Origin of the sequence: Flexithrix dorotheae DSM 6795 (assembly GCF_000379765.1) — a bacterium.
Taxonomy (GTDB): Bacteria; Bacteroidota; Bacteroidia; order Cytophagales; family Flammeovirgaceae; genus Flexithrix; species Flexithrix dorotheae.
In genome coordinates, this window is sequence record NZ_KB903465.1 from 406904 (window position 1) to 429244 (window position 22341).

The window sequence follows — 22341 nt, forward strand, 5'->3', positions numbered from 1 at the left end:
TTTATAACCTCCCTTATAATTATAAATTTTCCTCTTCGATTTCTTCCTCTTCAGATTCAATTTGTTCTTCCTGAACTTCTGAAAGAGGCTTAAGGTTTTCCGGAATTTCTTGCTCTAGTTCACCATCATAGGGAAAAATCTCAACAATTGGGCTCTGGTTAATGGCCGTAATTTCATAAGGCACCAACATGGTTTTCAGGTTATCCTGTAACCTCTCATAAGCCTCTTTCACATTGTGGGCAGAAACCAACATCAAATTAGTGACTTTCTTTTCCTTTCCGGTTTTTTCATCGGCAGTGACATACACCACCTTGCAATGAAACCAGGTATCAATATCATCATACTGGAAAATATCTACGTATTTGCTTTTTCCAATATTTGTTACCATAAATTCACCCCTGATCACACTACCCAACTGCTCATATATCCTGGCCTCAGCCTCTGTAAAAGTAAGGGCATCAAGCAAATAAGCCTCTGTTACTTTATTCAGGCGTCCTTTATCATCTTCTTTTTCGTATTTTATCTTGCACAGAAACCAGGTTCTCATATTTTTTTGTTTTTGCTGAATTTGAAATTTCGATCAAAAATGCCATTCATTTTTGGAGCGGCAAATATAAAAGTTTCTAACATTTCCCTTCCAATTATTAAATAAAATCCTGCCTGTTTTTTTACATTTTTTGATTAAATTGCCGGGAATACCTTAACCATTTATTACTACAAAAAGTCAAAAATTATGGATGCCCATCCAAAGCAATTTTCCTATGGGAAAGCCCAACTTTCTGTGGGATTTGCGCTTGATTTAGTTCAGGATAAAACCGAGGGAATTTTCGAAAAAGCAACAATCGAAAAAATTACCCAAAGCCAGGATGCAGTTAACCAAATTGTGGAAAAAAAGAAAACTGTTTATGGCATAAATACAGGCTTTGGCCCACTTTGCACTACTATAATTTCCAAAGAAAATACTCAAAAATTACAGGACAACATTCTAAGAAGTCATAGTGTGGGTGTTGGAGAGCCTATTCCCAGGGAAATCGCCAAACTAATGCTGGTGCTTAAAGTTCAGGCACTTTCCCAGGGATTTTCAGGCATCCGGCTTTCTACCCTTGAAAGAATTCTATGGCATATTCAACAGGACATTATTCCTGTGGTACCTTCACAAGGTTCTGTTGGAGCTTCAGGAGATTTGGCTCCATTGGCCCATCTTTTTTTACCGCTCATTGGGCTGGGAAAAGTGAGCTACAAAGGAGAAATAAAAGAAACAGCAGAGGTATTTCAAACAGAAGGCATAGAACCAGTTACCCTGGGCCCAAAGGAAGGGTTAGCGTTAATAAACGGGACACAATTCATTGCAGCTTATGGGGTTAAAGTTGTGGAAAAGCTGCACAATTGTCTGGCCACAGCCGATATCATTGGTGCGATGATGATAGAAGCATTACTTGGTTCTATTAAACCTTTTCAGCCTGAACTGCATACCCTTAGGCCTTACAAGGGGAATATTCATGTAGCCCACAGAATCAGTAGTTTATTGGAAGAATCCGAGATTCTCAAATCCCATGAAGATTGTAGCCGGGTACAGGACCCTTATTCCCTGCGATGCATTCCACAAGTGCATGGCACTTCCAGAAATGCCTGGCTACACTTGAAAGAAATACTTCATATAGAACTAAATTCCGTCACGGACAATCCTGTAATATTCAATGCCAACCACACTATAAGCGGAGGAAATTTCCATGGCCAGCCTTTGGCACTTCCGCTTGATTATGCCACTATTGCCGCGTGTGAATTGGGGAATATTTCAGACCGGAGGACTTATTTATCTCTGGATGGGGAGACAACCGGGCTTCCAAAACTTTTAATGAAAGATACAGGAATAAACTCTGGTTTTATGTTACCACAATACACTTCAGCTGCCTTGGTGAGCGAAAATAAAAGTCTTGCTTTCCCCGCAAGTGCCGACAGTATACCTACTTCTTTGGGTCAGGAAGATCATGTAAGTATGGGTTCAATTAGCGGCAGAAAAGCGCTACAGGTAATTGAAAATCTGGAGAAAATTCTTGCCATAGAATTACTATGCGCTGCACAGGCTTTTGATTTCAGGAGACCTCTTAAATCAGGGGTAATGCTCGAGGCCTGTCATGCAGCGGTAAGAAGCAAAATTGACCATGCTGAGGAAGACCGGGTTTTTGCCCATGATATAGAAATTGCCCGGCAGATCATCACTCAAAAAAAACTTGTGGAAATTTCAGAAGCAACAGCCAAACAACACGATATTAACTTAAATAGCGAATACAATGAACTATTCAACCTTTATTGATAAATATGCCAGTCATCCTCATTACAAAGCTCCCAAAGGAAATAAACTCCATGCCAAGTCCTGGCAGACTGAAGCTCCGCTCAGAATGTTTTTAAACAATCTGGATGAAGCCGTAGCCGAAAACCCGGAAGAACTTGTGGTATATGGAGGTACAGGCCAGGCGGCCCGAAATGTGGAAGCAGCTAAAAAAATAATCGAATGCCTCTTAAAGCTGGAGGATGATCAAAGTCTTTTAATTCAATCTGGAAAACCTGTGGGTATACTACCTACTCACCCGGAAGCACCAAGAGTGTTAATTGCCAACAGCAACCTTGTGCCCAACTGGGCAAATTGGGAGCATTTTGAAAAATTAAAAGAAAGAGGCCTGATGATGTATGGACAAATGACAGCAGGTAGCTGGATTTATATTGGCAGTCAGGGCATATTGCAAGGGACATACGAAACTTTTGTGGCCTGTGGCCAGCAGCATTTCAACGGAGACCTAAAACATAAGCTTCTGGTTACCGGAGGATTAGGAGGTATGGGAGGTGCACAGCCTCTAGCTGCCACCATGGCCGGAGCCACATTTCTCGGTGTGGATATTGATCCTGCAAGAATTCAGAAAAGAATAGAATCTGATTATATCCACAGGATGACTTTTTCCTATGAAGAAGCCAAAAACTGGGTATTGGAAGCGAAGAACAAAGGAGAAGCTCTTTCTGTAGGTTTGGTAGGAGATATTGGGGATGTTTTGGAAAAACTAATTGCCGATAATATCACACCGGATATACTCACAGACCAAACCTCTGCCCACGATCCGGTAAATGGCTATATTCCTAACGGACTGAGTTTAACTGAAGCAGCAATCCTAAGACAGGATTCTCCTAAAAAGTATAAAGAAAAATCATTGAGAAGCATGGCAAGACATGTAGGCTTTATGCTGGAACTAAAAAAACGGGGCGCTAAAACTTTTGATTATGGAAACAATTTAAGAGAGTTTGCCCGACAAGGAGGTGAGAAAAATGCTTTTGATTTCCCCGGATTTGTTCCTGCTTATATTCGTCCACTTTTTTGCGAAGGAAAAGGACCTTTCCGCTGGGCGGCATTGTCAGGAGATCCAACGGATATTTACGAAACTGATCAGGCTTTAATTGACGCATTTCCCGAAAACACCCACATGATTAACTGGTTAAAAGAAGCACAAAAAAAGGTTTCATTTCAGGGATTACCCTGTAGAATTTGCTGGCTGGGATTGGGAGAAAGACAAAAAGCAGGGTTGATTTTCAATGATCTGGTAAAATCCGGAAAGGTAAAAGCGCCAATTGTGATTGGACGAGACCATCTCGACTGTGGCTCTGTAGCCTCTCCTTTTAGGGAAACAGAAGCCATGAAAGATGGAAGTGATGCCGTTTCCGACTGGCCTTTGCTTAATCTAATGGCCAACACGGCCGGAGGAGCCACCTGGGTTTCGTTTCATCATGGTGGAGGTGTGGGAATGGGATTTTCCCAACATGCCGGAATGGTAATTCTGGCTGATGGTACTGAAAGGGCAGCAAATTGCATTAAAAGAGTTTTACACAACGATCCGGCAATGGGTGTAATTCGCCATGCTGATGCAGGTTACGAAATCGCAACAGAAAAGGCAAAAGCTTTTAATTTAAAGTTATAGTCTTGAAGTGATTCAAACTTATTGTTTTTAACCGAAAATGAAATTAAAAGAGACTTATCAAGACACTTTTTGAAAAGAATAGCAGCGCTATTGTTGAAAAAAGTAACGCAGAGAAGGCTTTTTTAAAACATTTTTCAGGAAATAGAAAAAGTTTAAATCACTTCCTTGAAATAATAATGAAATTCATTCAAGATTAATTAAAAAAATTTCAAATTAATCTGAGGTAAACCTATATTTACATGGGGGAAGATTTTGCAGCCCTTCCCTTTCGGACTACTCCACATCAGTAAGGTTTTTTCGATTAATTTTCGAACAAGATTTTTCATTCTACTCATGGATTGTTATATTCAATCCTCTCCACTAATTGGCACTAGTAAAATTTGCACAAAGCAGGCAAGGTATATCATTGGTTAACATACTGATAATCAAGCTTAAGCTGCTTCTGCTAATTTATATACCAGTGGTACAAGGTTACTTTTTTTAGATTATTTCTATTAAATAGTTAATTAATAGATGACTACCAAGCATGGTAATAAGGCACTGATTCTTTTACCCTGTTTAATATTTTTTGCAATTTTTGGATTAAATCATGCTATGCGGATCACTTTATCAACAGAAGAAGCCAGGCGATTAGCACTTTCACAACAAGGACTGATTAGGAAACACTCATTTGGAAGAGGGAAAAATGGAACACTAAAAGCCATAGAACATTTAGGTTATATCCAGATTGACACCATTTCTGTGGTGGAAAGGGCTCATCACCATACTCTTTGGAGCAGGTTACCAAATTATACGCCTAAATTCTTACAGGATTTACAGGTTAAAGACAAGAAAGTATTTGAATACTGGAGCCATGCAGCAGCTTTTCTTCCCATGAGTTCCTTTCGCTACTGTCTCCCACAAATGAAGGAGATTGAAAAAAAAGAGTCTTACTGGTTCAAGAAAGAAAAAAAGCTAATGGACTTTGTACTGGACCGAATTAAGGCGGAAGGACCGCTTCAGGCGAAGGATTTCCAAACCCCAGAAGGATATAATTCCGGACCATGGGACTGGAAACCGGCTAAAAAGGCACTCCATCACCTGTTTATGGAAGGTAAAATCATGATCAAATCCCGAAAAGGATTCCAGAAAGTTTATGACCTCACAGAGCGTGTACTACCCGATGATCTGGATATATCCACACCCACTGCTGAAGAATTTTGTGAACACCATATTCTTAACACTATCAATGCGCATGGTCTGGCCGAAGAAAAAGAATTTTGTTATTTAAGAAAAGGGATCAGGCCAAAAATCAAAGCCACCTTAAAAAAGCTGGAGGAAAGCGGGGAGATTATTTCCATCCAAATAAAAGATGCCTCAAAATACATCTATTATTCTACCAAAGACTGCCTGGATAATATGCCTAAAAAAATCAGGCAAAAACAATTGCATTTCCTCTCCCCATTCGATAATGCCATTATCCAGCGAAAAAGGATTGAAAATTTATTCAATTTTAATTACCAGACTGAAATTTATCTGCCAGAACAAAAAAGGGTTTATGGTTATTTTTCCCTTCCAATTCTCTTTGGAACAGAATTTATTGGAAGAATAAACCCTAAAGCCGATAGAAAAACCAAAACTCTTCATTTAGATAACCTGGTTTTTGAAAATGGCCTGGATGAAGATGAAATTGTAAAACCTTTAACAGAAAAAATTGTAGAATTTGCACACTTTAATAAGTGCCAACAAGTGGAAATTACCGGAAATAATGGAAATAATTTCCTTGAAAAAATTGAGGATTGTTGCAATCAGGAACTTTGAATTTTGTGCAAACAAAAAAACCTTTCAGAAATCTGAAAGGTTTTATTTGTACCAGGAGCGGGACTTGAACCCGCACGTCCCAAGGGACACAAGATTTTAAGTCTTGCGTGTCTACCAATTCCACCATCCCGGCAAAAGCTTCTCAAAAAAAAGAAAACCCAAATTCTTTTGGGCTTCATTTGAGCAGGAGACGAGATTCGAACTCGCGACCCCCACCTTGGCAAGGTGATGCTCTACCAGCTGAGCTACTCCTGCTTTGCCTTTTCCGTTAAAAGGTGTGCAAATATAAAAGCCTTATTTTTAAAAGAAAAAATTTTAGCAGAAATATTTTCATTATTTTTTCAATTGCATTTACCAGGTTACTAATGGGTAGTTTTTCCTTCATACATTTTGGTAAACACACTATCCACCGGTTCCCAAAGTTCTATCTTGTTTCCCTCCGGATCCATGATATGAGCAAACTTACCATATTCGAAGGTTTCCAGTTCGCCAACTATTTGTACACCCTCCTTTTCCAGCTGCTCCAGCAAATCTTCTATATTATCCACCCGATAGTTTACCATAAAATCCTTTTTGGAAGGCTCATAATATTTTGTAGATGCATCCATTGGGCTCCATTGCAAATAAGCCTTTTCATCTGGTTTTTCGGTTTTTCTAAACTCAAACAATGCCCCATATTGATCGGTATTCAGACCAAGTTGAGTGTTGTACCACTCTTTCATTTTATCGGGATTTTCGCATTTAAAAAAAATCCCTCCTATTCCGGTTACCCGTCCTTTTCCTTTTGCCATATTTTTGTTTTTTGATGAGGTAATGGTTTCAATTTAACCATTCAAAAAGTCTATTGCAAAAAGAAAAATCCTGACCATATTGGTTTTTCCACCTGGTCAGGATTTTAATGTTGAAGTTGTATAAAGTTAGGGATTTAATTTCTTTTTAAGGCTTTGGCGATTTGGTAAACCCTGCTTTCAAAAGAATCATTTTGCCCGTTCAAGCTTTCAATTTTCACCAATCCCAAAAGGTTATGCATCTTTTCAGGAAAAACTGATCTTTTTCCACTTCGCAAATCTATGGCTACATAATCCGCCCATAAGACTGCCTTTAGCTCTGTTTTGTCTTTATTAAACATCTGCATCTCTACTTTTACAGTACTTTCATTAAAACCGATTAAAGCACTTTGGATAACCACTTCTTCCATTAAATTGGCCGGACGGAAATAGGAAATCTGATTTTGCCTGACTACAAAACCAATCCCCTGTTCCTTGGACATTTTAAAAAGATCAAGGTCATAGTATTTGATGAGATGATCTTCCCTGGCATTCACAAAATAATCTAGATAGCGTGCATTATTCAGGTGCCCATAGGGATCGCAATCCTGAAACCTGATTACTGACTTACTTTCTGGTTTTTTAATTAATTCCTGTGTTAATTCCATTTTTATGAGTTTTTAGATTGAAACATTTCCACCTGTGGCGGTTGTTTTTTTAATAAAAGAAGCCTAAATCAGGCTGAGAAAGCATAAGAATCTCCTTCTTTCAAAAATTTTAATCCATTAAATTTCAGTGATTTAAGTTTATCCACAGGCTCTGAATAATGTTTGAAGGAATTGATATGCACTGGAAATACCAATGCAGGATTCAATAGTTTTGTCAATTCATCCAGCATTTCCGCATTAAGGGTTAGAGGGCCTCCAAAACGGTTTCCCAGCACACCACCCATGTTGGGGATTAAAATATCTGCTTTTCTGTTTTTTAGCTTATTCCTTACTTTTTCATTGAGGATAGTATCCCCAGTAATATAAATACTAGTATTTTCAAACTGATATTGAATATTAATCCAATAGCCATTTACTCCTCCAGCCAGCACAGAAGAAAAAAGATTAGCACCATGAACTGCTGGCATAGCCTCCACTTCAACTTCCATTTCACCTTTCTGAAAGATCATTTTCTCGCCATTTTTCAATTTTTTTATATCCAATGGGGAAATGGTGCTTAACTTTTTGAGGGCATTTTTATGCGTAATTATTTTAGCATCAGATTCAATTTTTTTTAATCCTTCAGCATCTAAATGATCCTCATGTGCATGGGTAATGAGCCAAAGATCGATGTCTTTAAAATCGTATTCTGCAAATTCAGGAGCCGTTATTCTTTTGGATTTAAAGAATCCATAATCCTGAAGTGTTCCTTTTTGACACAACACAGGATCGCAAGCTATCCTCAATCCCTGGTAATACATTACCCAGGTTGCCCCTCCAATCCATTTAAAGTGTAAGTTTTTGAAATTAGCTCTCATGATTATTTGACCGATCGGTCTGTCTATGGTTAAAAAAATAGCCTTAGCTATCCAGAATTAATTCAACTGATTCTCTAATGGCTTCCCAGTTTTCCACATCATGATGGATTCTTGAAAGTAAAAATGCACCTTCTATCAAGTTAAAAATAACCTTTGCTCTCCTTTCTCCCTCATCTATTCCATTAAGTTCCAGGTAAGTTGCCAGACTTGTTTCCCATTTTCTGGCTGCATTACTGCAGGCTTTTCTAATTTCTTCATTCTGGTTTGAAATTTCCAGAGCCACCGGGGAAACCGGACAAGCACTTCTAAACTCAGTTTTTATCAATCGATCAATCAGGTTATCGATTAAGGCAGAAATCCCTTTGATAGCGGTTTCCTGGTTTCTCATCACCCTGGCCCAATCTTTCAATTGTCTTTTACCTGCATGATTAATGGCAGCTACCACCAATTCGTCCTTGGTTTTAAAGTGATGGTACATACTTCCCTTCTTCCCTTTGATTCCCGCTTTTTCCAATATCTCTGCTACACCGGTTCCATAATAACCTTTCTGCTCTAATAATTGGGCAGTCACCTCAATGAGCACGTCCTTTATCGATTTTTTTTCTTCTACTTGCATCACTCCAACAAATATAAAAACAAACAGACCAATCAGTCAAGTAAAATTCAATTTATTTTTCCTGCCACGTTTTTAATTTCCAGAACTTCCTTCTATTCATTTTTAAATATCCTGCCATCCTTCATCACAAAAGTAACCTTTTCCATCACCTGAATATCTTTTAAAGGATCGCCATCCACTGCCACAATATCTGCTAATTTTCCAACTTCTATTGACCCCAGCTTATCTTCTACCTGTAGCATTGTCGCTGCCACACTGGTAGCCGACTGAATAGCCTCCATGGCAGGCATGCCTACTTCCACCATATAACCAAACTCCTTCCAGTTTTCACCATGAGGAAATACCCCGGCATCAGTTCCAAAGGCTATTTTAACCCCGCGTTTATAGGCTTTTGAAAAGGTTGTTTGAATCATAGGTCCAATTTCCAAGGCCTTGGGAACAATGATATCAGGATAATATCCGGGAATTTTAGCCAGTTCCTCTACAGATTTTCCTGCAGTTATAGTCGGGACATAATAAGTACCATGCTCAATCATCAGATCCATTACCTCTTCAGTCATTTTAGTACCATGCTCTATTGAAGTTATTCCTGCCAGCACGGCTCTTTTCATTCCTTCTGCCCCATGTGCATGAGCTGCGGTGATCATTCCATAATCATTTGCGGTTTCCACAATTGCCCTAATTTCCTCTTCGGCAAACTGGGGCCTTTGCCCATCTTTGGCGACACTTAAAACACCTCCTGTAGCCGTAATTTTAATCACATCTGCACCATTTTTATACCGCTGTCTTACCGCCTTTCTTGCTTCATCAGTCCCATTGATTACACCTTGCTTGGGTCCTGGGTCCCCCATCAGGTCAAATTTCACTCCATTGGTAGGGTCGGCATGCCCTCCGGTAGTGGCAATGGATTTCCCGCTGGTATAAATTCTTGGCCCTTCAATATAGCCGGCATCCACCGCTTTTCTCATGGCAATATTCACTCCGCTTCCTCCCAAATCTCTCACCGTAGTAAAACCAGCCATCAAAGTCCTTTTCGCATAAATCGTTGACCGGAAAGCAATATCTGCTTCATTCATATTAAACCTTTCCATGTACCTGTTTTTGCTGGTTTCGTTTTCTATATGCACATGCATATCCATCAGACCTGGCATAACTGTTTTATCTTTCAGGTCAATTACCCTATCATCCGTCCCACCTTCCTGAAAACCTTTTTCCACTCCTGTAATCTTATTTTTTTCCACAATGATGGTCATCTCTTTCATAGCAGTATTGCTCTTCCCATCAATTAATAATCCACATTGTATATAGTGCTTTTGAGCAAGTGACAGATTTCCCAAAACTGAGAAAAAGAGAAAGAAAGCAAAGGAGGTTATTTGATATTGCATCATTGTGAGTATTAAAAATTGTGAGGAATGAAATTAAAAAAGTAAAAAACGGGTAGTTTCCCTTATAAGCTTACTACAGCTAAATATAGTGGATTTATTTGTCTGTGGAAAGGAGTATTTTGGATAGGGGCAAATAAAAAGCCCAACCTTTTATAGGAGAATAAAGGGTTGGACTATCCTGAATTGATCAAAGAGGATCAATTGAAGGGTAATTCTACAATAAACTCTGTGTGGCCAGGACGGGAATTTACATAAACTTTTCCATCATGCTGCTGGATAATCTGGTTCACAATATCCAAACCCAGGCCAGTTCCTTTCCCAAAACCTTTGGTTGTAAAAAATTCATTAAACACCATAGGTTGAATTTCCTTTGGAATTCCTGCACCACTATCAATAATACTTATCCTTATCCCATTCTCCAATGATTCTGTTTTTACTTTAAGGAAACCATCAAAATCAAGGGCATCAATGGCATTATCAATCAGGTTAGTCCAAACCTGATTTAAGGCACTTTCATACCCGATAATAGTATTCGAATTTGGAGAGAAGCAGGTATGAATTTTAATATTTTTCAATTTCCACTTGTGTCTTAACAGCAGAATAGAATTTTCGAGGCTTTTCTTCAAATCCACCGGATGCTTTTCATCTCCATTATCCATATGGGAATAATACCTCACCGACCCAACCAGCTGGTTTATTCTATGAGTAGCCTCGTTGATATCTGAAGTAAATTTTTGAGATTGAATAGTTGCGGAGTACCACTCTAACACAGTGGGAATACTGTTGTCAGGAATAAGACCTTTTAATTCTTCTAAATCCTCTTCTGAAATTCCCCAATCTACCAAATCGACAGCCATTTCGTACCCATCCTCAAACCCGTTTTCCTCCAGCCATTCACAGATTTCATCCTCCCACTGGCATTTTTCGGCTATTGAAATGGCCGGCATGCCCTCTTCAATCTCATCTCCAGGACCAAGATATTTAAATACATTATCCAATGTCTGGCTGGAAATATTATATTTTCCCAATTCCGGAGCAAGTTCGTTTAGCTTAACCAATTGCAATTTTAGTAATTCTGCACTTTTTTGTGCGATAGTAGCTGGGTTGGTAATTTCATGAATTAATCCCGCAGTGAGCTTTCCCAAGGTTTCCAGCTTTTCTTTTTGTTGGAAACCTGTCTTCATTTTATTCATTTCTTAATGTTTCAGTTAAGTATGAGAAGGAAGTCAGAAATAGAGTTCAAATTTACAACTTCATTTTTAATTAAAAGTTCAATTTTGAACACTGGTATCCGAACACTCCTGTTATCTTCTATTTTAAAATTCTAATTAGTCTCCAACTTTAAACTAAGATAAAGTTGAAAAATTTCAGGTAGCAATATTTTAAAAACTCTTTAGAAAGTTATGCTTTTAAGTATAAAACCAATAATACTTTTGCTATTGTTAACAAAAACATGTAATCATTTGTTAATAATATTAATTTTTCGGACAGGAATGGATATTTAGATACTTTCCTGGCTGGGAAGGATAATTTGGAAGTGAGTCAGGTTACTCCCATTTTCGATAAAACGAATATCACCATTGAGTTTCCGGGCGGCTAACCGGGACATGTAAAGCCCCAGGCCTATATTTTCCCCATTGCCAGTTCCCTTCATAAACATAGAAAAGAGATTTTTTTTCATTTCATTGGCCACGCCAAGCCCATTATCCAAAAAATCGATTTGAACATGCTTCACAGCCTTTCCCCCCTTTATTTTAATCTCTGGCCGGCTGGTGTAAATATTTTTAAATTTTATAGCATTATCCATAAGATTACTGAGCATAAACTCCACAAGCTTCTTGTCGGAATAAAATTCAATTTCTTCCAGATCGATATACTCTAAATTTACCTCATCCAATTTATGCGAAAATTTCTGACTAACTTCCTCCAAAGCATCCTTGAGCAAAATTCTTTCAGAAACAATCTTTTTCTTTTTAATTTCATGCAAGTCGGAAAGACGGGAAAGAATAGAATTTAGTTCATTAGATTCTTTAAGAAACAAGTTAAAAAACTTTTGTGCTTCCTCATTCTCCACCTCCATCAGAGCCAATTGGCTCAGTCCCAAAAGCCGGGCTAATGGGCCTTTTATATCGTGAGAGGTTCTGTAAATAAAAGTATCCAGTTCATTGTTTGATTTAAGTAAAGCAATATTTTTCTCTTCTATTAGTTCTTGGCGTTCCTTTATTCTCTTTTTTTCCAGCGCTTCCTTTTCAATGGTATTTTTAATTAATTCTTTTTTAATCATGGAAATTCTATCTGCCAGACCTAGTGAAAATAAGGCTACTTCTATTACTGCACCAATTTGTAAAGCATGTTGCGTAAATGGATTCGGAAAAATAATTAATAACCTTTGCCCCGCATAAACCAAAGCAGCCAAAACAAACACAACATTTCCTGCCAGAAAATACCTAGCTGGTGTAAAGCCTTTTTTCAATTTTATAATTGAAATTCCAAGAACGGAGGAAAGCCCTATGATAGAAAATATAATTACAAAGGATCGCCCAATTTTCCAGTAACCGGCAACCATTAAAATTAAAATAATCAAATTACCAATAAGCAATCCGGATATTATGCTGTTTAACTTTTTATCGCTGCTATTAACCTGGTGAAAATTTCTACCAAAAAGAATAAAAAACAGGAGAATAAAGGGTGGAGTTAAAAACCTGATATAAAGGTCAGGTCTTGGATGGTTATATAACCAGATTTCTGCCAGATATCCGCTATTGGCCAATAGAAAAGTAGCGAGAAAAAATAAAAATAATATATAGTAGAGATAACTCTTATCCCAAAGGGTAATCCAGATGAAAAAATTGTAAAAAAGCATGATAAACAAGGCTCCGTAAAAAAAGGCCTGAAACACCTTTTCCTTTACAAACCTTTTCTGGAAAACGGACTCTGGAAATAAATTTATAGTCTGCAGGGTTAATGCTTTGAATTGGTGGGAAATACCTGAAACACTTTTTATTTTCACAAAACAGGTAATTTCGGCAGATTTAGCCAAATTAAGCCCGATAAATGCCATCATTCCATTATCCACATCTCTGTAGGGAATTGGCATCAGGTCTCCTGTAACTTTTTCAATAATCAATTCCTTTTGCTCATTAAAACCATAAAAATGCACAGAATCGGTGAAAGAAAAGTTGATTTTAAATTCCTGAGACTGGTTACCGATATTTTTAATCTTAAACTTCACCCATTGAACCATCCCTAACTCCTCTTCAAAATTTTCAATTTGGTTATTCAGGTGAAATAACTGATCAGGCCTGATAGTTTCCGATGGGTCTTCCCAAATGGTTATATAGGGATTTAAGCTGATTGTTTCTGTTTCATTCCCGTCAATTTCCACCACGACATCCGCCTGTATAGATCCGAAGCAAAGTAAGAAAATACAAAAAGCAGTAAAGGTGATTTTATAAAAAATGGTATTGGTATTATTAGGTTCATTTAAAGCAAATTCTGCCTGATTTCTAAAAGTAACAGGAAAACGCAGGAAAACTTTCTAATGTATATTAAAATAGTCCAATGAAAATTAAATTAATCCTGAATTCATTGAAAAATAGACTTTGGCCATTCACATATTAAAAACCCTAATTCAAATAATCAGTTTAGGAAGAATTCCTGGGTTTATTAAATTCAAAAATAATTCTGGTATAGAAAGGCTCTACTTCCAATCTAACCAGAAAAACATAAAATATGAAATTGAAATAACTAAAACCATTCAGATGAATACCAAAACAGAACATATTCAATTAGAGATGGAGTCCCACTCAAATCTGAAATTAAGGTATGGTTTAGCTGCTTTAAGAATTAGCATTGGGATTGTTTTTATTTGGTTTGGGGCATTAAAATTCTTCCCCACTTTGAGTCCTGCTGAAACCCTTGCCACTTCCACCATTAGCATATTAACCTTTGGGCTGATTCCGGCAAAAGTCTCTATTTTACTTTTAGCTTTAGGGGAATGTGCAATAGGGCTGGCCTTATTAATTGGTGCATATATGAAAGTTACCCTGATTTTATTATTGCTTCATATGTTTTGCACTATTTCTCCAATGTTCTTTTTCCCTGAAATGATTTTCACCAATATTCCTTTTGGATTGACGCTTGTAGGACAATACATTGTCAAAAACATTATCATCATTAGCGGAGGAGGTGTTTTAATTGCGGCTGTCAGTGAATAATAGAATAAACCAGTGCAATAGCTTTATTTATATGCTAATTTAGTTCCTGCGAATCAGTTGGTTAATCTCGCTAATATGGATGTAGATTTCATTAGGTAAGACTCTGGCTATTTTACCTGTCAAACCAGGTATTTCTTTTGCTGAGTTTTAAATCCTGGAGAATGGCTGATTTCACACTAATATCCACATTGTAGGATTGTCTTGGTCCAAAAGGAATCCAGCTTAAAGCCATTTGCCAGCAGTGTAGATCTCTGTGCAGGTTGATACTGGTAAAACCAAAACCCTGTAATTCAAAGTCATAAGCGGTTCTTACCCCAATTTTCCATTTCTCTGTCAGTTTGACTTCGGCCATGATATTCATGGTTTGCACCACAGTAGATTCATTATACCCTACTTTTCCATACCTAAGGTTATAACTCAGGTTTAAAGACCAGGGAATATTAAAATCTACATATAACGTAGGGTTATTTTCAATAAATTCCAGTTCCTGTTTTTCTCTTTCTGTGAGATTTTTCTTTTCTTCTTTTTTCTTTTTATCAGGCCTAAAAGAGGTGGACACAGCCAAGGAGGCATTGGTCAGGTTTCCTACTCCATTTCCGGTATTCCAGGCAAATTCATTGATTCTTTTTTGACTGATACTCAATGAACCATCAGTATTTTCATCTACACTTAATAATTCATAAGTATACGGATCGATTGTACCTGCCACATTGATAGAAAATCCACTGATGAAAGGAACATTTTTAAACAGGGTGGTCCTGGCACTCATGGTAATATTGGATAGGTTAAATGAGTCCACAGCCAAGTTATAAGCACTTCTGATACTAAAACTCTGTATCACAGGAATCTTTTTACTCTCTACTTTCCCTGTGGAGTCTGGCTTCATCCTCACTTTTGCTTCCAACTGATTGTCTATTCCAAAAGACAAACTACTGCTTTTTCCCTGTCCGGGAATACCATACTGTGCACCCTGAAACCTTGTAACCGTCCGGTAACTACTTGCCAGAGAATCACTTTGTACATTTTGATAAAATCCCCATCTTGGATCACCCAAATCCGGTCGGTAAGTAAAACTGATATTTGGCGTCATCATATGCCTGATTCCTTCTACTTTACCAATTTTTGGATAAAAGAAAGAATATAATCTCGTAGTCATCCCAATACCGGTATTAAAATCGAATGCTCTTGAAAATCCATCTTTTTCGCTTACATAAACTCCATTCTCCTCTTCTGAAAATTCATAATCATACTTCTTGGCGTACCAATATTCGGTATAGTTCAGGTTGGGGGTAAATTGGAAAAACTTCAACAATGTAAAGTTTGTGGATATTGGAATCCTGTGCACTGCCCCAAATTCAGCATTTTGCAGAAATTCGCTAAAATTGCTAAAAAAATCGGGGGGCAATGCATTTCCATCATCATCGAATTCTATTTCTTCCTCAGGTATATCAAAGGAATTGTCAATTGGATTTAAAACCGTAAAAGGAAAACTTGTAGATTGTTCCTCATTCGTCACACTGGCCTTGGCATTAAAAGAGTATGCAAAGCTTAGCTGGGTAAATACATTTTTCTTTGTGGAATTTTTACCTTTTAGCGGATAAATCCTTCTCATTGCCAGGTTGGCTTCAGGGAAAAGATTGGTTACCTGTGTGTTAACATTTTGGTTAATTCTAATGTTTGCCCCTGCATTAAAAGGTGTGCCCTCAAAAGTTTTACTATAAGAAACACTTGAATTAAAGGATGCGGAAATATAATCCTGAGTATTGAAAGAGTTATTCCGGTTGTAAGAGGATGAACCTACATTCACATTGGCCGAAAACCTGCTCGATCCCCTTGAAACCGGGGAATGGCTCCATCTCAGCCAATAATCTGTTGACTCATTAACTTCCAGGTTATCCTGCTGTCTTTTTACATTATTGTAACTGAAATTAAACCGCCCATTAAATTTATACCTCACTCTGTAATCTGCATCGGTAGAAAATCCCCATCCCCCCAAAGAATAAATTTGCCCTAGAACTTTCAAACTCACATATTCTCCTAATGGCAGGAAAATCCCCCCGTCTCTTAAATAAAAACCTCTTTCTTTGGATTCACCCCATGTAGGTACAATGAGCCCGGCACTTCGTTCTTCGGAAAAGGGAAATAAACCAAATCCAAATCCCAAAGGAGTAGGCACCCCATTCAATTCGAAATTGAAAGGACCTGAAATGATATATTTATTGGGGACAATTTTTAATTTACTGGTATTAATTCCATAATGAGGTTCTTCATATGCGCAGGTAGTATAAATATTACTTCTGGCATACATCTCATTTGCCGGTGTTTTCTTTACCCGTTTACTCACCACATAGCCATCTCCCTGCTGGGTAACAATCTTTTTAATTATACCTTTCCCGGATTCTATATTATAATCCATTTCCTCGGCATTATAAGTCTCCCCAGCCTGAGTAAATACCGGAAGCCCTAATTTTGTACCAGTTGAATCTACCATTCCTTTCGCAGAAACGGTATTGTTACGCATATCAAATACAATATGGTAAGCTTCAATACTCATCTCCCCATAAGTCACTTTAGCATCTTTATACAGATAAGCCTTTGAATTCACCATGTCATAAATCACAGTATCGGCATTATAATCAATGGTAGTTTCAATTGGACCCTCTTTTTGGGTGGAATCCTTCTGGCTTTTATTAACCAAAGCTGAATCCAGAGAAACATTCAGGGTGGAATCGGAGGTTTGGGTGATTTTTACAGAATCAGGCCTGGGGTTGTCCTGTGCAAAAAGGTGACTATTTCCCCCAATTGCCAGTAGGAAAAGAATAGCTACTACCTTTAATTGAAAATGGGCAAATTTTAGATTAAAAATATATTTGTTTTTTTTGTACAAAATAAAATTGATATCGTAACCTTTATTCAATTATCACCAAAATCCTTTACAGATAAATTTTAAAAGGCGGATTGTAAGAATTTTTGACTGAAGTCCCTCCCGCTTAAAAAATAAAGCCTGATATATTTGAGTAATTATTATCTCATTGTCAGGCATTTGTGGCAAACTAAGTAGCAATCTACTTTGTTTACCCATTTGAATTAATGTAAATTTTTAGGTAAAAAAGTATTATAAAATATTGGTTTGCAACTATTTAACATTTTTTATTTAAATTTTATAACAATAGTTAAACGTTGGTAAACGGTTATATTTTTCACCAGAAAATTTGGAGCTGCAATTTTATGAAAAATCTACTAATTATTCCTTTTCTAACCCTAGGAATTATTTTTAATACATTCGCATGGCAGGACCCTCCACACAAAATCTCCAAGGTAGTAATTGATGCGGGCCATGGAGGTTTTGATCCCGGTTGTCATGGTGTTTTAAGCAAAGAAAAAGAAGTTACTTTAATGGTAGCCAAAGAATTAGGGCAACTCATCAACACTTTTCATAAAGATGTAGAAGTAATTTATACCAGAGATCAAGATAAATACATTACCTTAAATGAAAGGGCTAAAATTGCCAATAATGCCGGAGCTGATCTATTTATTTCCATCCATTGTAATGCGCATCCCAAAAAAACCATTTATGGTGCAGAAACTTATGTAATGGGTTTGAGCTCTTCGGAAGAGAATCTTTCAGTGGCCATGAGGGAAAATGCCGTGATTCTGAAGGAAGAAGGTTATGAAGAAAATTATGATGGATTCGATCCAAACTCCCCGGTTTCCTATATCATGATGGCCAATTACCAAAATGCCTTTCAGGATATTAGCCTGCATTTTGCCAGCAAAATCCAAAATCAGTTTACAGAGGAAATTAAGCGTTCTGACAGAGGGGTAAAACAAGCCGGCTTTTGGGTGTTGGCCAAAACCACTATGCCTAGTGTGTTGGTGGAAATTGGTTTTTTAAGCAACAAAGAGGAGGAAGCTTATTTGAATTCGGAAAAAGGAAAAGCTGAAATTACCACCACTCTTTACAAAGCATTCAGAGATTTTAAAATGGAATACGAGAAAAATAATTAGGGAGAAGATCTAGGCATAACACCTGATTACAATTTAATTCTTTCGATTTTAAAAGAATAATAACAGGTCTGTGCGATTCCAAAACCTCCAACAGATTACTTTCGCTTGGCAAAACAACACTTATAATATGCGTATAACTTAACATTGAGATTTTCACCTCATAATCAGGGAATTGTAGAGGAAAATTAAGTTTAAATTAATCCCTTCAGATAATTCTGTTCAATCCTTTTTGTAATTTACTGAATTATTCATGTTTTTTGAGGAGGTCCTTTAAACCTGTCCTAACTTTTTAATCTAAAAATAAAAATAATGTCCAAAGAATTTAAAGTTGGTATTTTAACAGTAATTGCCGGAGTAATACTTTACTGGGGAGTGCGGTTTCTGAAAGGAATTGACCTTTTTTCAGATACCAGTGTTTATTATGCCTACTATGAAAATATTGGAGGCCTTCAACCAGCTAATCCGGTTCTGCTCAACGGAATGTCGGTTGGAAGAGTTTTGGATATTGAAATTGTTCCCGAAAAAAACAACAAAGTGATGGTAAGCCTGGAAGTGGCCAATGACATTCAAATAGGTGACCAGACCGTGGCTTTACTGACCGATCCGGGACTACTAAGTGACAAAGCGGTTGAACTCAAAATAAATACTGTAAATGGTTACCTGAAAAGCGGGGATACACTCAGGTCGGAAATTGACAATGGTGTGATGGATATCCTGGAGGAAAAAGCCTTCCCTATAATTAACACCCTTGATTCCACTTTTGCAAGCTTAAACATAGTACTTAAAGGACTTGATGGACTTGGAGATGAGTTGAAATCTACATTAGTGGTGGCCAGAGACAAAATGAATTCGGTCAATACACAAGAACTGGATGGGACCTTACAAAACTTCCGAATAACCAGTGAAAATCTGGCGAAAATGTCTGAAGAATTAAAACCCTTGGCTACTAAACTCAACACACTTGCCGATTCTCTGAACGAAGCTCCAATTAAATCTTTGGCTACGGAAATGAATGCCACCATGGCCAATCTCAATACCACGGTGGAAAAAATCAACAATGCCGAAGGATCGCTTGGTTTATTGATTAATGACAAAAAGCTTTATGAAGACATGGACCAGACCATTCGTGACCTGGACAGTCTTTTGGTTAACCTAAGGGAACATCCAAATCGGTATGTGCAGTTTTCAGTTTTCGGAAAAAAAGACAAGGAAAAGAAGAAAAAGGATAAGTAAATTGGAGCAGCAGGCTAAAAATGCCTTTGCGCTGATTTTTGTTCCAGCAAGGTCTTCGATAGAGACCTTGCGTAAATCCAACTTCAGAGAAATGAGAAATGTAAAAGTACAGGATTTTAAAAATGCAGTTTCTAGTTTTTGCTGAGTACTCCTTTTTTATCACTTAGTTTTTGCTTGTCGCACTAGCTATCCATAAATCCTCCTGAGTCGGTATCATCATAAAATTCCTGGCCACTTTCAGCATCAAAACCTGAATAATCCTGTTCATCGAATGGACTATATTGGCTATCGTGGTAGAAATCGTCCCGGATACCATAATACCACAATCCGTAATGCGTATTTCGATCTGTCATCCATCTTTCGTATTCCTCATCGTGCACAGAATTTCTGTTTCTTCTTTGGCGGGCTGGCAGACTTCTGAGTTGCTGTTTTTTCTTTGCCGTTCCACATTCTACACAAAAAACCTCATCTTCAATCTGAGTGGAATGTTTAGAACAAATACTTTTACTACATTTAGAACAGGTCTGGTTGGCAAAGTTGCTGCATTCTTTAAGGATAAACATCCCTTTTTTTACTTCACATCTGGCCATAAATTAAATAGGTTTTACGTGTTTGTAAGCTTTAGTGATTGTACCCAAAAAATGATTGAGCTTCACACTTTCATCTAAAGTGGCTGAAACATCTGTTGATCTGATTTTGAAAACATGAAACCGATCTGATGAAACATAGGCCATTTTATAAGCACCATTTACAGGTTGGTTTTCATTGGGATTTTTCACCAGTTCATAACTTTCTTTCGGAATGGAAAGCTTCAGATTCACATTGTGCTTCACCTTATATTTTGTTTTAAACTTGATCTTTCCCCTAGGGTTTTTCTTTGTAATATCTCGTTTTCTCACCAAATCATTCACCGTCCAATGCAGTTGTGTTTGGTCCTGAAGTTTTGCTTTACCACTCATCCATTGCAAATCATAAAAAGTGGTTTTCACCTTTGGATACTTTTTATTTGAGTTGGGAATGGTCTCCACTATATTATCTTTTTCACAGGGGTTATTCAAATTAATCTCCAAATCTATTTTCTCTTTTTTCCGGGATTCCTCCTTTAGAATAGCAAGCAGGGGTACAATAAAAAGCCTGAGATGATTCGTCAGGTCCATTTTATTGAATTTACTTGAAGATTTATAAATCAGCACAATTCCAATCACAGCCAGAACTGGAATAACCAGTCCATAATAAAATTCATTGGCCAAACAAATAACCGTAAGGATGAATCCGGCAATTCCAATGAAAACCATTAAAATCGCATAAGTTTGATTTTTTCGATAGGTATCGCCATAATGGTCCATTAAAGCGACTTTTTTGAGTCTTTCCAGCCAGGCAGAAGCAGGCTGATTTCCTGATATCTTTTTGGTACTGATGATTTCTTTTTGTTCATCATCAAGTGAATTATAAACCTCTAAACTTTTTTTACGACTCATGTAATTGTTGTATTTATGGGTTGTCAGTTTGTTGCTTTAAATAACTGAAATTAATTGGGAATAAAAAGCCTTTAATTCATCTTTTTTCTGGTCCCAGGTAAAATTATTTCGGATATTTTCAAATCCGCCCGTTGCCAGTCTTTGCCTTTCTTCAGGATAATCCAGTAAAAATCTTAATGCTCTGGAAAGTTCTGCCGGACGGTCAGCTTTTACCAGTTTCCCATTTTCCCGGTCTTTTACCAGTTCTCTCACAGCCGGAATATCAGAAGCCACCACCGCTGTACGACAGGCCATGGACTCCAATACCTTTAGCGGGCAACAACCCTGGATCAAATTTCGGCTGCATTCTTTTAAGGGGGCAATGGAAATCTCAGCATGTTGCACCCAGCGATAAAGTTCTTCTTTGGCCAGTTGGGCATGCCAGATAATGCTCTCGGAAAGCTCCAGCTTTTCCACAAACTTCTTGAAAGGCTTGGCAAATTTAGCCCGGTTGGAAGAGCAAATCACCAGTTTCAAATCTTTATAATCCCGAAGGCCTGCAAATGCTTTTAACAATACATCTACGCCCTGCCATTTTTGTAGGGCCCCAAAATAAATCAGGTATTTTTCCGGAGCATCAAATGGCCTTTCAAGCTGTCCGGGAATTTCTGCTCCGTTGTAAATTACGGTGATTTTTTCTGCGGGTATTCCTCTATTAATCAGGTTGGATTTAATTGAATTGGAGGGAGTTACAATGGCATCAGCCTTTTCCATACAAAAATCTTCCAGCTGCCTGATTTTGCCCAGTGTGCTTTCCGATAAATAACTGTATTTAAAGGGTAACTCAATGGAAGGCAATCCATTAACTTCAAAAACAGTCTGGTAGCTCCTTTTCTGCTGAAGAATTGCCAAACCGCTCCATATATCCCGAAAGTGGCACAGTTCTAAATTCTGGTGATTTTCCAATTCCTCCTGAAAAGCCCGTACATAACTTTCGGCCCTTTCCAGATAATTGGGAATAGCCTCTGAAAACCGGACGATTTCTATATTTCCCTCTTGCTGGTAGGTTGGCAATTTTTCATTCCCCAATACATACAATAGCCCTCCATTATAATGCTCGAACAAAGCCTGGGAAAAATGGCTGATATGAGTGGCTGCTCCTTTAGCAGAAGGATACAGATCAAATGCGGCATAAAGTGCTTTGTGGTTCAGGTTGTTTGTCATCTATTTATTCTCTCCTCTCGATTCAAAAATTAAAAGTGGTTAATCGGAGGCCAATTTCAAAAGTTATCAAAAGAAAAAATGGAAATACAACTTTAAATTTAAAACCAGAACTTAGCATTCAGCAGAAGAGATAGAAAATTAACCTTA

The 22341-nt window shown here is 37.7% G+C and carries 18 protein-coding genes and 2 tRNA genes; 6 read left to right on the forward strand and 14 right to left on the reverse strand.

Translation table 11 applies throughout. The features are described 5' to 3' along the window. Positions 1 to 19 precede the first annotated feature (19 nt). Positions 20 to 547: a DUF4494 domain-containing protein gene (locus A3EM_RS0128615; protein ID WP_020531691.1), complete on the reverse strand. Its 528-nt coding sequence runs from the start codon at positions 545 to 547 to the stop codon at positions 20 to 22. 186 nt (positions 548 to 733) lie between these two features. On the opposite strand from A3EM_RS0128615, the gene hutH reads away from it, so the two are divergent. The 3 genes from hutH to A3EM_RS43905 all read left to right on the forward strand — a co-directional run bounded on the left by hutH (position 734) and on the right by A3EM_RS43905 (position 5762). Beyond that, on the forward strand, positions 734 to 2314 hold the full coding sequence (gene hutH, locus A3EM_RS0128625) for a histidine ammonia-lyase (protein WP_020531692.1): 1581 nt from the start codon (positions 734 to 736) through the stop codon (positions 2312 to 2314). After that, on the forward strand, positions 2292 to 3962 hold the full coding sequence (gene hutU / locus A3EM_RS0128630) for a urocanate hydratase (RefSeq protein ID WP_020531693.1): 1671 nt from the start codon (positions 2292 to 2294) through the stop codon (positions 3960 to 3962). The genes hutH and hutU overlap by 23 nt, the downstream gene beginning before the upstream one ends. Before the next feature lie 594 nt (positions 3963 to 4556). Beyond that, complete coding sequence (locus A3EM_RS43905) at positions 4557 to 5762, forward strand: winged helix-turn-helix domain-containing protein (RefSeq protein WP_044240110.1); 1206 nt, start codon at positions 4557 to 4559, stop codon at positions 5760 to 5762. Between the two features lie 49 nt (positions 5763 to 5811). Here A3EM_RS43905 and A3EM_RS0128640 read toward each other — a convergent pair. The 9 genes from A3EM_RS0128640 to A3EM_RS0128685 form a co-directional block, all read right to left on the reverse strand. Further along, a tRNA-Leu gene (locus A3EM_RS0128640) sits at positions 5812 to 5895 on the reverse strand. A 49-nt stretch (positions 5896 to 5944) separates the two neighbouring features. Beyond that, positions 5945 to 6017: transfer RNA gene (locus A3EM_RS0128645), tRNA-Gly, on the reverse strand. A gap of 107 nt (positions 6018 to 6124) precedes the next feature. After that, positions 6125 to 6553, reverse strand: coding sequence for a VOC family protein (locus A3EM_RS0128655; RefSeq protein WP_020531695.1), 429 nt, complete (start codon positions 6551 to 6553; stop codon positions 6125 to 6127). A 134-nt stretch (positions 6554 to 6687) separates the two neighbouring features. Continuing rightward, entirely contained in the window at positions 6688 to 7197 is a 510-nt protein-coding gene (locus tag A3EM_RS0128660) for an acyl-CoA thioesterase (RefSeq protein WP_020531696.1), read from the reverse strand. A 68-nt stretch (positions 7198 to 7265) separates the two neighbouring features. Then, positions 7266 to 8054 carry an MBL fold metallo-hydrolase gene (locus A3EM_RS0128665; RefSeq protein WP_020531697.1) on the reverse strand — a complete coding sequence of 263 codons (789 nt, stop codon included), beginning with the start codon at positions 8052 to 8054 and terminating at the stop codon, positions 7266 to 7268. 43 nt (positions 8055 to 8097) lie between these two features. After that, positions 8098 to 8670, reverse strand: a complete 573-nt coding sequence (locus tag A3EM_RS0128670; RefSeq protein ID WP_020531698.1) for a TetR/AcrR family transcriptional regulator — start codon at positions 8668 to 8670, stop codon at positions 8098 to 8100. A gap of 92 nt (positions 8671 to 8762) precedes the next feature. Beyond that, positions 8763 to 10055 carry a metal-dependent hydrolase family protein gene (locus A3EM_RS0128675; RefSeq protein WP_020531699.1) on the reverse strand — a complete coding sequence of 431 codons (1293 nt, stop codon included), beginning with the start codon at positions 10053 to 10055 and terminating at the stop codon, positions 8763 to 8765. Positions 10056 to 10252: 197 nt separating this feature from the next. Then, on the reverse strand, positions 10253 to 11248 hold the full coding sequence (locus A3EM_RS43910; RefSeq protein WP_020531700.1) for a sensor histidine kinase: 996 nt from the start codon (positions 11246 to 11248) through the stop codon (positions 10253 to 10255). A gap of 308 nt (positions 11249 to 11556) precedes the next feature. Continuing rightward, the gene (locus A3EM_RS0128685) at positions 11557 to 13443 is read right to left on the reverse strand and encodes a sensor histidine kinase (protein WP_020531701.1); all 1887 of its coding nucleotides are present in this window, start codon (positions 13441 to 13443) and stop codon (positions 11557 to 11559) included. Between the two features lie 373 nt (positions 13444 to 13816). Between A3EM_RS0128685 and A3EM_RS0128690 the strand changes: the two genes are divergently transcribed. Next, positions 13817 to 14272, forward strand: coding sequence for a DoxX family membrane protein (locus tag A3EM_RS0128690; RefSeq protein ID WP_211212023.1), 456 nt, complete (start codon positions 13817 to 13819; stop codon positions 14270 to 14272). 112 nt (positions 14273 to 14384) lie between these two features. On the opposite strand, the gene A3EM_RS0128695 is transcribed toward A3EM_RS0128690, so the two are convergent. Next, a complete protein-coding gene (locus A3EM_RS0128695) occupies positions 14385 to 17159 on the reverse strand; it encodes a putative LPS assembly protein LptD (protein WP_157638133.1) in 2775 nt (924 codons plus the stop codon). Between the two features lie 341 nt (positions 17160 to 17500). Here A3EM_RS0128695 and A3EM_RS0128705 point away from each other — a divergent pair, with 341 nt between their 5' ends. After that, entirely contained in the window at positions 17501 to 18280 is a 780-nt protein-coding gene (locus A3EM_RS0128705) for an N-acetylmuramoyl-L-alanine amidase family protein (protein WP_020531705.1), read from the forward strand. Positions 18281 to 18589: 309 nt separating this feature from the next. After that, a complete protein-coding gene (locus tag A3EM_RS43915; protein WP_020531706.1) occupies positions 18590 to 19513 on the forward strand; it encodes an MlaD family protein in 924 nt (307 codons plus the stop codon). 182 nt (positions 19514 to 19695) lie between these two features. Here A3EM_RS43915 and A3EM_RS0128715 read toward each other — a convergent pair whose 3' ends face one another. The 3 genes from A3EM_RS0128715 to A3EM_RS0128725 are packed head-to-tail and all read right to left on the reverse strand — an operon-like array spanning position 19696 to position 22194. Next, positions 19696 to 20103 (reverse strand): hypothetical protein, encoded by a 408-nt coding sequence (locus A3EM_RS0128715; RefSeq protein ID WP_020531707.1) that lies wholly within the window; start codon positions 20101 to 20103, stop codon positions 19696 to 19698. 3 nt (positions 20104 to 20106) lie between these two features. Beyond that, positions 20107 to 20991: an SdpI family protein gene (locus tag A3EM_RS0128720; RefSeq protein WP_020531708.1), complete on the reverse strand. Its 885-nt coding sequence runs from the start codon at positions 20989 to 20991 to the stop codon at positions 20107 to 20109. 36 nt (positions 20992 to 21027) lie between these two features. Beyond that, positions 21028 to 22194 (reverse strand): glycosyltransferase family 4 protein, encoded by a 1167-nt coding sequence (locus tag A3EM_RS0128725; protein WP_020531709.1) that lies wholly within the window; start codon positions 22192 to 22194, stop codon positions 21028 to 21030. Between the last annotated feature and the right edge of the window lie 147 nt (positions 22195 to 22341).